General features: G+C 21.3%; 14 protein-coding genes and 2 tRNA genes. 11 read left to right on the top strand and 5 right to left on the bottom strand.

Annotated features, from left to right (window positions below; translation table 11 throughout):
* Positions 1–99: 99 nt before the first annotated feature.
* From AB4W75_RS02560 to dut, 9 genes are all read left to right on the top strand, one after another.
* Positions 100–966 (top strand): SPFH domain-containing protein, encoded by an 867-nt coding sequence (locus tag AB4W75_RS02560; protein WP_367679397.1) that lies wholly within the window; start codon positions 100–102, stop codon positions 964–966.
* 232 nt (positions 967–1,198) lie between these two features.
* Complete coding sequence (gene hflC, locus AB4W75_RS02555) at positions 1,199–2,041, top strand: protease modulator HflC (RefSeq protein WP_367679396.1); 843 nt, start codon at positions 1,199–1,201, stop codon at positions 2,039–2,041.
* A 184-nt stretch (positions 2,042–2,225) separates the two neighbouring features.
* Positions 2,226–3,554, top strand: coding sequence for an adenylosuccinate synthase (locus tag AB4W75_RS02550; RefSeq protein WP_367679395.1), 1,329 nt, complete (start codon positions 2,226–2,228; stop codon positions 3,552–3,554).
* Between the two features lie 227 nt (positions 3,555–3,781).
* A complete protein-coding gene (rnr, locus tag AB4W75_RS02545) occupies positions 3,782–5,968 on the top strand; it encodes a ribonuclease R (protein WP_367679394.1) in 2,187 nt (728 codons plus the stop codon).
* A 260-nt stretch (positions 5,969–6,228) separates the two neighbouring features.
* Entirely contained in the window at positions 6,229–6,633 is a 405-nt protein-coding gene (gene rpsF / locus AB4W75_RS02540; RefSeq protein ID WP_367679393.1) for a 30S ribosomal protein S6, read from the top strand.
* A 95-nt stretch (positions 6,634–6,728) separates the two neighbouring features.
* Positions 6,729–6,956 (top strand): 30S ribosomal protein S18, encoded by a 228-nt coding sequence (rpsR, locus tag AB4W75_RS02535; protein ID WP_367679392.1) that lies wholly within the window; start codon positions 6,729–6,731, stop codon positions 6,954–6,956.
* Positions 6,957–6,989: 33 nt separating this feature from the next.
* Complete coding sequence (gene rplI / locus AB4W75_RS02530; RefSeq protein ID WP_367679391.1) at positions 6,990–7,436, top strand: 50S ribosomal protein L9; 447 nt, start codon at positions 6,990–6,992, stop codon at positions 7,434–7,436.
* Between the two features lie 207 nt (positions 7,437–7,643).
* Positions 7,644–8,405, top strand: a complete 762-nt coding sequence (gene cysQ, locus AB4W75_RS02525; RefSeq protein ID WP_367679390.1) for a 3'(2'),5'-bisphosphate nucleotidase CysQ — start codon at positions 7,644–7,646, stop codon at positions 8,403–8,405.
* A 394-nt stretch (positions 8,406–8,799) separates the two neighbouring features.
* The gene (dut, locus tag AB4W75_RS02520) at positions 8,800–9,264 is read left to right on the top strand and encodes a dUTP diphosphatase (protein WP_367679684.1); all 465 of its coding nucleotides are present in this window, start codon (positions 8,800–8,802) and stop codon (positions 9,262–9,264) included.
* A gap of 148 nt (positions 9,265–9,412) precedes the next feature.
* On the opposite strand, the gene AB4W75_RS02515 is transcribed toward dut, so the two are convergent.
* The 3 genes from AB4W75_RS02515 to AB4W75_RS02505 form a co-directional block, all read right to left on the bottom strand.
* Complete coding sequence (locus AB4W75_RS02515) at positions 9,413–9,898, bottom strand: Hsp20 family protein (protein WP_367679389.1); 486 nt, start codon at positions 9,896–9,898, stop codon at positions 9,413–9,415.
* A 153-nt stretch (positions 9,899–10,051) separates the two neighbouring features.
* The gene (gene pyrE / locus AB4W75_RS02510; RefSeq protein ID WP_367679388.1) at positions 10,052–10,729 is read right to left on the bottom strand and encodes an orotate phosphoribosyltransferase; all 678 of its coding nucleotides are present in this window, start codon (positions 10,727–10,729) and stop codon (positions 10,052–10,054) included.
* 98 nt (positions 10,730–10,827) lie between these two features.
* Positions 10,828–10,900: transfer RNA gene (locus AB4W75_RS02505), tRNA-Ile, on the bottom strand.
* Between the two features lie 166 nt (positions 10,901–11,066).
* Here AB4W75_RS02505 and AB4W75_RS02500 point away from each other — a divergent pair.
* Both AB4W75_RS02500 and sbcB read left to right on the top strand, forming a co-directional pair.
* Positions 11,067–11,142: transfer RNA gene (locus tag AB4W75_RS02500), tRNA-Asn, on the top strand.
* Positions 11,143–11,281: 139 nt separating this feature from the next.
* Positions 11,282–12,703, top strand: a complete 1,422-nt coding sequence (gene sbcB / locus AB4W75_RS02495; protein WP_367679387.1) for an exodeoxyribonuclease I — start codon at positions 11,282–11,284, stop codon at positions 12,701–12,703.
* A gap of 62 nt (positions 12,704–12,765) precedes the next feature.
* Here sbcB and AB4W75_RS02490 read toward each other — a convergent pair whose 3' ends face one another.
* Together AB4W75_RS02490 and mutY are read right to left on the bottom strand one after the other, a co-directional pair.
* On the bottom strand, positions 12,766–13,017 hold the full coding sequence (locus tag AB4W75_RS02490; RefSeq protein ID WP_367679386.1) for an oxidative damage protection protein: 252 nt from the start codon (positions 13,015–13,017) through the stop codon (positions 12,766–12,768).
* Positions 13,004–14,056, bottom strand: coding sequence for an A/G-specific adenine glycosylase (gene mutY, locus AB4W75_RS02485; protein ID WP_367679385.1), 1,053 nt, complete (start codon positions 14,054–14,056; stop codon positions 13,004–13,006). The genes AB4W75_RS02490 and mutY overlap by 14 nt, the downstream gene beginning before the upstream one ends.
* Positions 14,057–14,098: the final 42 nt, after the last annotated feature.

The raw sequence follows: 14,098 nt of genomic DNA, 5'->3' as shown, positions 1-14,098 counted from the left end.
TTTTAGTTAAAGATGATGGGATTTATTCGCTATATTAAACTTGATATGGTATATATATAATTATATTATAATTATCATACGTTTTCTATGGAGTATTAAATGCCTTGGAATCAACCCAATAATAATCAACCTAATTTTAATCCTTGGAAAGATAAAAAAAATAATAAAAATATAGTAAAAATTAAATGTTTTATTATTTATTGTACAAAAAAAATGTTAAATATTTTAATTATGATTAAAAAAAAAATGTACAATTGTTGTAATATTCAGTTAAATAATAGAATTAAATATGCTATTTTGTTTTTTTTATTATCATTTTTTTTTATATGGATAATAAGTAGTTGGTATATAATTAAATTTAATGAAAGAGGAGTTGTGACAAATTTTGGAAAATTTAGTTGTATATTATCACCTGGTGTTTATTGGAAACCAAGATTTATTACAAAAATTAAAATTGTTGATATTCATTCTATAAAAAAAATATTTTCTTCAGGAATAATATTTACTACAGAAAAAAATGTTATTTTTACGAAAATGAAATTAGAATATATTGTAATTGATCCTGTATCGTATTCTTTTTCTTCAGTTCAACCTTCTCATATACTTCATCAAATTTTAAATAGTGAATTATATAGTTTATCTGATTATATTTCTATGCATGATATATTTTTTCATAATTTAAAATTGATTAATAATCATATTAAAAATAAAATACAAAAATCTATTAGCAATTATCAGTTAGGGATAAAAATTTTAAATGTATATTTTACTAAAATTTCTGTTCCTAAGTTAATTACAAGTAATTGGAATGAGTTAAATTTAGCTAAAGCATATAAAAAAAAATGTATCAGGGATGCAGAAAATTATTCTAAAAGAGTTTTAAACGTAGCGCATGAACATGAAAGAAAAATGTTTCGAGAAATTGAATTCTATAAAATACGTAAATTTTTAGAAATAAGAAAATAAAATATTATTTATATCTAAAATTGTTGTTATTTGTTTATATTTAATGTTAATAAAATCAGTATTATTGATTGTTTTTATAATGTGTTGTATTAGTTGTTTTTATGTATTAAATGTTAGTATTTAAGTTTTTTTTAATAAAAATATTATTTTTTTGTTGAATATAATTATATATATTTAATTATAATTACATATTATATTAATAATCATATTTAGTAATATTCTAGAGGATTCAATGAATATAAATAAAGTAATATTTGCTTTTTTTTCTACTCTTTGTATATTTTTATCTTCATCTTTTTTTATTGTCCACGAAGGACAACGAGCAATTATATTGCATTTAGGTAAAATTGTTGTTAATCATAGAAAACATACACAATTATTTTTACCTGGATTACATGTAAAAATACCATATATAGAATCTGTTAGACTATTTGATTCTCGTATACAAACAATAGATAATCATGGAAAATGGTTTATAACTAAAGATAAAAAAAAAATATATATAAATATTTATATTCAATGGAAAATTAAAAATTTTAAAAATTTTTATTTATCTACTATAAATCAAAAAAAAAGTATAATTAAATTGTTAATTATTAATCAATTAAATAATTTATTGCAAAATCAAATAAGTAGTCTAAACTTTAACAAAATAGGAATTCATACATTTTCTCTATATAAGTTAAAAACTCAATTACTTGTAAAGCCAATTTCAGAAAAAATAATTAATTTTATTAATACTGATAAAACGGATACTCATGATATTCATTTAATAAATAAAATACAGTATCAGAATAGCAATATTTATAAAAGTATTCATAAAAATAGTAATTTAGAATCTTTAGGAATCAAAATTTTAGATATAAAAATTCAAAATTTTAGTTTTCCTATAAGTAATTTTAGTACGGTATTTTGTTATGTACATGATATGTGTAATACTATTGCTAATAGTTATCGTTCTAGTGCTATAGAAGAATCTGAGAAGATTAGATCTTTATCTCATATACAAGCTACAAAAATCTTGTCTTCTATGAAAAAAAAATTAATGATTTTTAAATTAAAAAATGATTTATAATAATAAAATAGTAATTTGTAATTGCAATAGTTAAAAACTTTGAAAATTAGATGATAGTATATAGATAGTAGTATATTAAATAAATTATTAATATATATATATAAATTACATATTATGATGTATATATATACTATTAATAATGTTATATATAAGTAAATTTAAAATTAAAATATAAGATAAATAAATGGGAAAAAATATTATAATTATAGGAACACAATGGGGTGATGAAGGAAAAGGTAAAATTATTGATTTACTGTCTCCTAACGTAAATTATATTGTACGATATCAAGGTGGGCATAATGCAGGTCATACATTAGTTGTAAATAATAAAAAAACGGTTTTGCATTTATTACCTTCTGGTTTATTACATAATCATATTTTTGGAGTAATTGGTAATGGAGTAGTGATATCTCCTCGTGATTTATTAAATGAAATTCGAATGCTTCAAAAACAAGGTATTTATAATTTGCAAAATAGAATTATGATTTCTGAATCTTCTCCTTTATTGTTAGAGTATCATGTTGCTATGGATCAAGCTCGAGAAAAACGTTTGCATTCAGTAGATGATAATAATAGTAATGGAAATACGACAATTATTGGTACCACTGGTAGAGGTATTGGTCCTGTATATGAAGATAAAGTAGCTCGTAGAGGTTTGAGAATTGGTGATTTAAAAAATATACAATTATTTTCTGTAAATTTAAGAAAAAATGTTAATTATTATAATTTTTTATTATCCAATTATTATCATTCTAAAGTGGTTAATTATGATGTTATTATTAAAGATATATTAAGTGTTCGTGATGATTTATTGAATATGATTCAAGATATTCCAAATACATTAGATATAGCCATGAAAAATGATAAAAAAATAATGTTTGAAGGAGCTCAGGGAACATTTCTTGATATTGATCATGGAACGTATCCATATGTTACTTCTTCAAATAGTATTTCTGGAGGAGTTTGTTCTGGAGTTGGTGTAGGTCCTCTTGCAATCGATTATATTTTAGGTGTTACTAAATGTTATACTACTAGAGTAGGTTTTGGTCCATTTCCTACAGAATTATTTGATGAAATAGATTTACATTTTTTTAATATTGGAAAAGAGCTAGGATCTAGTACAGGAAGAAGAAGACGTACTGGTTGGTTAGATATAGTTGCATTACGTAGATGTATACAAATAAATTCTTTATCTGCTTTATGCATGACTAAATTAGATGTATTAGATGGGTTAAAAGAAATTAAAATCTGTATTGCTTATAAATTATCAAATGGTACTCAAATTACTTGTACTCCATTTTCTGTGGATGAATGGAATAATTTATCTCCTGTATATAAGATTCTTCCTGGTTGGTTAGGTAGTACCGTTGGTGTCCGATCATTTAATTTATTACCTTTAGAAGCGAAAAACTATATTTTAGAAATTGAATCTATGGTAGGTATTCCTATTGATATGATTTCAACAGGACCAGAACGAAATGATATAATCATATTAAATAATCCATGTTTATAATATTATTGTCTTATCACTATATTTGTATAATTTAAAAAATTAAAAAAATATTAAATAATATATGTATATGTATTTTTTAAAATAATATTAATATAAATTTTATTGTTTTTTATTTAAATTAATAATTAAATAATAATTATTAATTATATATATATTAATACAGTAATGAAATATAATATAATTTTTGTAATTTTATTTTAATTTTTAGTTTAGTATTTGGAGTTAGCATGACGGTAGTATCTGCCTACCATATTAAAAAAAATTTAAAAAATAAGAATATATTACCTGATTCACAACTAATATATAACAAGTTGTACAAAACTAAAAAATTAATAAATAGAAAAAAATTAGCTCTAATTTTTAATATTTCTACTACAATTCATAAAAATATTTTTTATAAAAAATTGAAATCCATGGAACAAAATGGAATGATTGTAAGTCAATCTAAATATTTTTATACTTTACCTGAATTTTTAAAATTTTTTACTGGAAATATTATAGGTCATAGAGATGGATATGGATTTTTAAAAACAAATATTTCTAAACAAGATATGTGGATTTCTATTGAGAACATGAAATTATGTATTCATGGAGATTTTGTTTTAGCAACTAATTCGTTTTCTTGTAAAAAAAATAAAATAGAAACTAAAATTATTAAAATACTTAAACCAAATATTCATGCAATTATTGGACAATGTATCATAAAAAAAAATCAAATACTTGTGGTTCCTTATGATAATCGTTTTTGTTTTATGATATTAATTATTAGTAAAGTACATACTATTACTAATGGATCCATAGTATCAGTAAAGTTATTACGTCGTTCTATACGAAAATCTTTAGCTTTAGGACAAATTTTACGTGTTATTGGACATGCAATGAATCTTAAATTAGCAATTAAGATAGCTATTCATAACTATTCAATTTCAGATGTATGGAATCAGAATATCCACAAAGAATTAAATACTATTCGTTGTACAAGTTTGTCAAAAATTGATTTTCAAAATAGAGTAGATTTACGTCATCTTCCTTTTATTACCATAGATGATGATTATGCAAATGATTTTGACGATGCTATTTATTGTCATAAAATTAATAGTTCTACATGGAATATAAAAATTGCAATTTCTGATGTTAGTTATTATGTTCATCCTGGTAGTGCTTTAGACAAAGAAGCACAAAAAAGAGGAAATTCAATTTATTTTCCTTCTAGGGTAGTTCCTATGTTACCTGAACAATTATCTATAAATTTATGTTCTTTATTGCCACATGTAGATAGATTAGTTTTAGTATGTGAAGTAAAACTATCTACTGAAGGAAAAATTATATCATATTATCACTATGAAGCTATTATACGTTCTCATGGTAGAATGACTTATTCTGAAATTGATAAAATATGGAAAGGAGATAAGTTATTAATTAAAAAATTTAATTATTTATTGTTAGAATTCAATAATTTAAAAAATTTATATACATGTTTAAATCAATCTACAGAATTTAAAAAAGGTATTTTTTTTAATATTATAGAGCCAAAATTTGTATTAAATACGAATGGAAAAATAAAAAATATTTATCTTCAATGTGGAAATAAAGTAAATAAATTGATTGAATTTTGTATGATTCTTGCAAATACTGTATCGGCTATGTTTCTTGTAAAATTTCATGAATCTACTTTATTTAGAGACCATGATCCTCCTAGTATAAATAATATAATAAAATTAAAATTAATATTAAAAGAATTAAACGTAAATTGGTTAATAGAAAAGAACCCAAGTATTTTTCATTATAATCATTTATTAAAAACAATTTCTCATAGAAAAGATTATCATATTATTCAATTGTTAGTATTACGTTCTTTAAAACAAGCTGTATATGATTCTGAAAATAGAGGACATTTTGGTTTGTCTTTATCAGCATATGTACATTTTACTTCTCCAATTCGTAGATATTCTGATTTATTATTACATCGTTCCATAAAATATTTATTAAAAAATCATAAAAATTATTTAAGTAAGAATAATTCTTTAATAGGAAGATTTCATTATAATGTTAATAGAATAAGTAAAATAGGTAATTTATGTTCTATTACAGAGCGATGTACAGATGAAGCTGTAAGATTGGTATTTGATTGGTTAAAATGTGATTTTATGCATGATAAAATTAATCATTCTTTTCAAGGTATGATTGTCAGTATTACTAGTATAGGTTGCTTTATTCGGTTAACTAATTTTTTGATAGATGTTTTTTTACATATTTCTAAATTAAACAATGATACATATATTTTTGATGCTCAAAAGTATATGTTAGTAGGTCGATATACAGGATTTAAATATCATTTGGGTGATATATTACATGTTTGTATTAAATCAGTTCATATGATTAATTATAAAATAGAAGTAGATTTATTAAAGTAATTTTTAATTATTATTGTTGTATAACATTGATGTTATGTATGTTTTTTAAATTATATATTATAATTTAAATATATTTAATTAGATTACTAATATTATTTTGAAATCTTATATATGATATTATATTTTATATAATATTGTGTATCTATAAAGTATAGATATTTTTTTCTATGATACGAAATAAAATATTACGTTGAGTAGAATATATTATTTAATTATATTTTGTATATACAAAATTTTTTTTTTGAAGGAATATATATTTTATGAGACATTATGAAATTTTAATTATGGTTCATCCTGATCAGAGTGAAAAAGTTAGTAGTATGATTGATCAATATAAAAAAATTATTTATGATCAGAATGGAAAAATATATCGTTTAGAAGATTGGGGAAGACGTCAATTAGCATATTCTATTAATAAACTACATAAAGCTCATTACGTATTAATGAATATATTTACTAATACTATTGTTATTAAGGAATTAGAAAAAATATTTCGATTAGATGATGGTATTATTAGAAATATTATTTTATTAATGAAAAAAGCAATTATTGAATCTTCTCCAATGTTAAAATTAAAAGATAAAGATGAATACAAAGATAAAGGAAATGTTATTATTCATCATAAATTGGCAAATATATCTAAAGTAAATAAAGTTGCATTGTAATATTAATTAATATTTCTAAATTAATAATTTTTAAATGCATAAGAAATTATTTTTTTAATTAACAAGTAATAGTTCATAAATAATTGGAGAAACTTATGGTACGTTATTTTCGTCGTCGTAAATTTTGTCGATTTACTGCTGAAGGAATTACAGAAATAGACTACAAAGATATATCTATGTTAAAAAATTATATTACAGAGAGTGGTAAAATTGTCCCTAGTCGTATTACTGGGACTCGTTCAAAGTATCAACGTCAATTAGCTCGAGCTATAAAAAGAGCACGTTATCTTTCTTTGTTACCTTATACAGATCAACATCAATAATATAATATATATTAAAATTATAAGTGAGTATTTATGCAAGTAATTTTATTAGAAAAAATAGATAAACTTGGAAAAATTGGAGAATTAATACAAGTTAGATCAGGTTATGCTCGTAATTTTTTAATTCCTAAGGGTAAAGCTGTTATAGGTACTAAAAAAAATATTGAATTATTTGAAATACAGAGAAAAAAAATTGAATTAGAAAAAATAAATCAGTTGTCTTTAGCTAAAATTAGGGCTGATAAAGTAATTAATTTAGGATTAATTCACATTTATGTAAAATCAGGAGAAGAAGGTAAGTTGTTTGGTTCTATAGGAGCTAGAGATATTGCTAATCGTATTAGTGAATTAGGGGTATTAGTGAAAAAAAGTGAAATTAAGTTATCTTCTGGATTAATAAGAAATATTGGAATTTATGAAGTAATTTTTCAACCACATTTAGAACATACTATTTCAATAAAAATTAATGTTAGTTCGTAATTGTTTAGAGTGAAATTATATTAATATAAAAGTTTTTTTATATTGTTTATAGATAATTTTTTTATTGTATTAATTATATTAAAAATATTTTTATTTATTATATATCATAACATTTATTTATTTTTTTATTAATTTGTTATGTTATTTTAAAATATTTATAAAATTGTATGATCTAAATATTAAATTAAAATATTATATGGAATAATTATGCTAAAAAAATTAGTTTTTCTTATTCGTCAGGCAGGAGATAGAATAAGATATATGTATGAAAATGAATTTTCCAGTAAGATTTTTTATAAGGAGAATCAATCACCTGTTACTGATGCAGATTATGTTTCTCATGAAATTATTATAACAGGATTACAAGAATTAACACCAGATATTCCTGTTTTATCAGAAGAAAATTATGCTGATCATACTGATTATAATGATTTTGATAAATATTGGTTGATAGATCCATTAGATGGAACTAAGGAATTTATTAATCATAATAATGAATTTACTGTGAATATGGCTTTAATTGAATATGGTATTCCAGTTTTGGGATTAATATATGCACCAATGTATAATACCTTATATTATTCTTGGAATAATTCTGCTTGGAAAGAACAAAATAACATTATAGAAAAAATTAGAGTAATTGATCATGATCCACCTAATATAGTTGTAAGTCGTTCCCATGATAATCGTTTATTAGATCAGTATCTTCAGAATATTAATTTTAATCAAATAATTAGATTAGGTTCATCTTTAAAATTTTGTTTAGTAGCTGAGGGGAAAGTACAATTATATCCTAGATTTGGAAAAACTTCAATATGGGATATAGCAGCTGGACATGCAATTATTATAGCATCAGGCGGATATATGCAGAGTATACAAATAGATAAAAGAATTAATTATATTTTATCTTCTTCTAATTTTTCTGTTATTAATCCAAGTTTTTATGCATCTTCGAAATTGATCAAATAAATTTTTTATTTAAAATGAGAATTAAATAAACTAATGTATAAATATATTTATTTAAAAATTTTTGTAATGTATTTTGTGTTTAATTATTCATTAATTTAATCAATGTAATTGATTCTATTATCAATAAATTAATATAGTATTTTTAAACAATTTTATATATTAATATTATGATATTGAGTAAATATTTATATTTTAATTGTATAAGATAACTTATAATAAAATGTATATAAAATATATAATTTATGAATTTCATATTTATTAAATAATTATTTTTTTATAATTTAGATTGAAATTTTTTTTCTAATATTATTCATGAATTTTATTCTACAATCTAAATTATAGATACTATTGTAAATATTCGAAACTAAATTAATAAAAATTTATGTTTAAAAATATAATGAATAAAATTAATTTTAAAATATTGGATACAAGAATTGGAACAGAGTTTCCGTATCCTCAATATATAACTCATGGTTCATCTGGTTTAGATTTAAGAGCATGTATTCATCAAGAAAAAATATTTATTCCAAATGAAACATATTTATTACCTACAGGAATTGCTATTCATATTGTAGATACATCTATTACTGCTATGATTTTACCTCGATCTGGGTTAGGTCATAAACATGGTATTGTCTTAGGTAATTTAGTTGGATTGATAGATTCTGATTATCAAGGAGAATTGTTAGTTTCAATTTGGAATCGTAGTACAGAAAAATTTACTATTATGCCAGGAGATAGAATTGCACAAATTGTTTTTCTTCCTGTTATTCAAGTAAAATTAAATTTAGTAAAAAGTTTTTCTAATCATAAAAGTATGAGAGGAACACATGGATTTGGTTCTTCTGGAATAAAGTGATGTTTTTATTTATTGTATAGAAAAAATTGTTATTTATAAATTTAAAATTAATTTTTTTTTATATAATAACAGCCCTTATTTTAATAAAATAAGGGCTGATATTAATTTTTAATCAAAGTTCTTCTGTGTAAATATTAACTAATTACATTTAATTTTTATTTTTTTCAATTGTTTTTTGTTCTTGATTTTGAATTATTATTTTCTTTGGTTTTTCTTCTTCTGGTATATGGTATTGAAAATCTATATTTAATAAACCAAGTTTTAATTCTGCTTGATTTACTTGTATTCTGTAATTAAGATTAAAATGTATAGAAAAATTATTTGGTGGTAATCCTTTATGTAAAATCTTTTTTTTATCTGTATCATTATTAATTATAGTATTAACTGTTTTTTTTCCAGTAATTGATAATTGGTTTTTATGTACAGCAATATCTAATTCATTTTCATGATATCCTGGTATACTAATTATTAATTGGTAGTGGTTATCATCTTTTTGTATAAGATCATAATTTGGAATAGTGGATATAGGTTTTTGACCTGTAATAGTACTAAACATTTTATCTATTTCTTTAAATCTATCAGAAAAAATATCATTATTTAATTCTGGAATCAGAGAAAATGAATGGAAAGACATGTTATTCTCCTCATTTTTTTGTTTAATTTGTTTAGTGTAATTATATTTTAAATAATACTATTTTTAATATTATTACTGATCTGTTATTATTAATGAGGTCTATTTTTTTTTTTTCAATAGAGTTTTTTATTATTTTCTTAATATATTTAAATTTTAGATTGAAGAACTATATTTTTTTAAGTACAATGTTAATTGTTCCACATATGATGTAATTTTTTCTTCAATCATAAATTGGAGTAGATTTTGTATGGTAATAATTGAGAATACAGGACAATGATATTGTGTATGTATTTCTTTTATAGAAGCAATGTTGTTATATCCAATTTCATTTCGATTTAACGCTACAATTGCAGCAGAAATACGTTTTGTATTCGTTGATGATGAAGCAACAGAAAGATGATTTTTTTGTATTTGAGTAATAGATTCTCGAATGGCTGTTCCCGCCGTAATTACATCGTCTATAATGAGAATATTATTTTTTGAATTATTATTTCCAACAATAGAACCGTAATCACCATATTTTTTATTTTCTTTTCGGTTGAAAGCGTAAGGAATATTACAATTTAATTGTTTATTTAATGCAATTGCTGTAGAAACTACAATAGGAATACCTTTATAAGCGAGTCCTAATAAACTATTGAATTTTATTTTAGAATAAATGATAAGATGAGCATAAAAGTATCCTAATTTAATAATATCATTACCTGTATAAAAAACACTAGTATTAAAAAAATAAGGACTAATTCGTCCTGATTTTAACGTATATTTTCCGAATGTTAGTGCTTTTTTTTTTAAAGAAAATTCAATAAATTCTTTTTGAAAATCTAGCATAGAATATGATCCTTTATTTTTTATTTTGTTGATTACATATACCATAATAAAGAATATATTTTGAACTTTTTATTTTTTAAGAAATATTGATTTATTTTTGGCCCTTGCTGGATTTGAACCAGCGACCAAACGATTATGAGTCGTTTGCTCTTACCACTGAGCTAAAGGGCCTTTTTACGTATAATATATTATATTATAATAATTTTTTGTAATAATCCAGTAATCTTTTCATATTTTATTAAATATATTACATCTATGATAAATATTAGCAAACGTATTTTTTATTAAGTAGTATTGACTTTTTAATTAATATTTGTTATATATTTAAATTAATTGTTCCTCTGTAGTTCAGTTGGTAGAACGGCGGACTGTTAATCCGTATGTCACTGGTTCGAACCCAGTCGGAGGAGCCAATAAAAAATAAAATTATTTTTAACAAAAAATGTTTTGATTAAGTTATATGATAATATATAAAAATAAATATTATCTATAAAATTTTTTTTTTTTTTGTATATATATTTTATATATTAATTTTAATTTAAAATAAACAATATGAATTTAACAAAAAATTTTCTTTTTTATGATTATGAAACTTTTGGTATTTGTCCTGCTTTAGATAAAATAGCTCAATTTTCCTGTGTTCGTACTGATTTAGATTTTAATATAATTGATGTATCATCTTTAATATACTGTATTCCTTCTATAGATTATTTGCCTCATCCTGAATCAGTTATAATTACGGGAATTACACCTCAAGATATTTTTAAAAAAAATGGATTAAAAGAATGTGATTTTGCAAAAATAGTTCATGATTATTTTTCTATAAGTAATACTTGTATATTAGGTTATAATAATATTCAATTTGACGATGAAGTTACTAGAAATTTATTCTATCGAAATTTTTTTGATCCTTATGAATGGTCTTGGAAAAATAATAATTCTAGATGGGATATCATAAATGTATTAAGAGCATGTTACGTTATTTCTCCTGACGGTTTATTTTGGTATAAAGATAAATTTAATTATCCTATATTTAAATTAAGTTATTTTTCTAAATTAAATAATATTAAACATTTAGATGTTCATAATGCATTATCAGATGTATATGCAACTATAGAAGTGGCAAAATTATTAAAAGAAAAAAAAAATAAATTATTTAATTGTTTGTTTTATTTAAGAAAGAAACAAAATATATTAAATTTTATTCAGTATCCAGAATTGAAATTAATAATTTATATATCTAGTATATTTGGAGCTAAAAGAAACAATATGAGCATTATTGTTCCTATATTATGGCATCCTAAAAATAATAATATTTTAATTTTTTTTGATTTATTTTATAATGTATTAAATTTATTAAATATTTTAAATAGTGTAATTATTACTGATATTACTTTTATTCAGTTGTATCAATCTGGATTAAATTTTTTATATATTAATAAATGTCCATCGTTATTTTCAGAAAGTATTTTTAATAGTAAAGACTATTATCGTTTGTCTATAGACAAAAATTTAATTATTAATAATTTTCATGTTATAAAAAAAAATATACATTTCATAAAAAAAAAAATATTTAATTATTTTTCTGTTAAAACTTTTATTTCAAAATCAGATAATGTTGATTTACAATTATATAATAATTTTTTTAGTTCGCACGATAAAAAGAATATGAGATTAATACGTAATTGTATTCCAAATAAATTAGCGAATATAAAGTTATCTTTTCATGATTGTAGAATGAAAGAATTATTATTTCGATATCGTGCTAGAAATTATTTTTTTAGTTTGAGTAATGTTGAACAATTAGTTTGGAAAAAATATTGTAAAACTGTATTAAATGATCATTATTTAAAAGATTACAAGTTACTATTAAAATCACTATTTAAGTTATATAAATATAATCCAGAAAAAATATTTTTATTAAAAAAAATATATATATATTTTTTAAAGATAATGAATTTTATTTATAAATAAATATCATTTACTATAGTTGATAATTATTAATTAATATTAAATAAAATAGATTGTATAGAAATTTATAATTTATTATGAAATAAATAATTAATCATAATTTTTTTTAATTTTTTTCTATCTGTATCAAGTAACATGTTAAGTTGATTATCATTAATTATTTTGGTTTGTTCATTCATCCATTGTTTCCATGCTAATTGAGAAATTTCATTAAAAATTTTCTTCCCAATTTCACCTGGATATACTTGAAATACTAATCCTTCTAATTTCTTTTTAAAAAAAGTACAATAAATTATTCGATTTTTAATTTTTTCCATTTTTATTATTTATATTATGTAAATTTTTTAATATTATCATTATTGGTTTAGGAATACCAATTTGTTGTGGTTTGATTAAATTGTACCATATATTTTTTTCTTTTTTAATAATTTTTTTTTTGGATTCTATTGTAATTAACGTAGTATGTAATGTAAGTAAAAAATTACTTATTTTATGATGTGATGGTTTTAATGGTATTTTTTTTGTGTCAATTAATTGATTTTCTTTATACCAAGATAAAATATTAATTTCTTTAGTAAATGTTGGTAAGATAAACAAATTGCTCCATAAATTATTTATTTTACAGAGTTCTAATAAAATATAATGTTTATATTGTATAACAATGCACCAGAATTGTTTTTCAATATTTTTTTTTTTATTTTTTGTTGGATATTTGGTATAAGTTAGTGTTTTATAAGATATACATAATTTATTTAATGGACAAATAGTACACTTGGGATTAATTGGAATGCATATTAATGCTCCTATATCCATCATAGCTTGGTTAAATTTGTCAGTATTATGAATTGGTGTAATTAATTCAATCATTTTCCATAATTTGATTTCTATTTTTTTATTATTAATTATTCCTTCAATAGCGTAATATCGTAATAGTATTCTTTTAATGTTACTATCTAAAATAGAGAAGTAAAATTTAAATGATAATGATAAAATGGCTCCTGCTGTAGTTCTTCCTATTCCAGGAAACTGAATAATTGTATAAAAATTTTCCGGAAATTTACCATTATATTGTTTCATTATAATATTAGCAGTTCGATGTAAATTTTTTGCTCTATTATAGAATCCCATTCCACTCCATATATACATTACTTGATCTAAAGAGCTATTAGCTAAAGTTTGAATATTTGGAAAGATAAGTATAAATTTTTTAAAATAAGGAATAACTGTATTTACTTTAGTTTGTTGTAACATGATTTCTGATATCCAAGTATGATATACAGTATTATTTTTTTGCCATGGTAAATTTTTTCTTCCATATTGATGAAACCAATTTAATACTAATTGTGAAAATATCATAATGATTCTTAGTTTTTAATTTCTATAATTATTTATATATTT

The sequence above is a fragment of the Buchnera aphidicola (Eriosoma lanigerum) genome, from assembly GCF_964059125.1.
In the GTDB taxonomy this organism is placed as follows: Bacteria; Pseudomonadota; Gammaproteobacteria; order Enterobacterales; family Enterobacteriaceae; genus Buchnera_D; species Buchnera_D aphidicola_C.
Note: the sequence above shows the minus strand (reverse complement) of the source record. Positions and strands in the feature narration are given on the sequence as shown.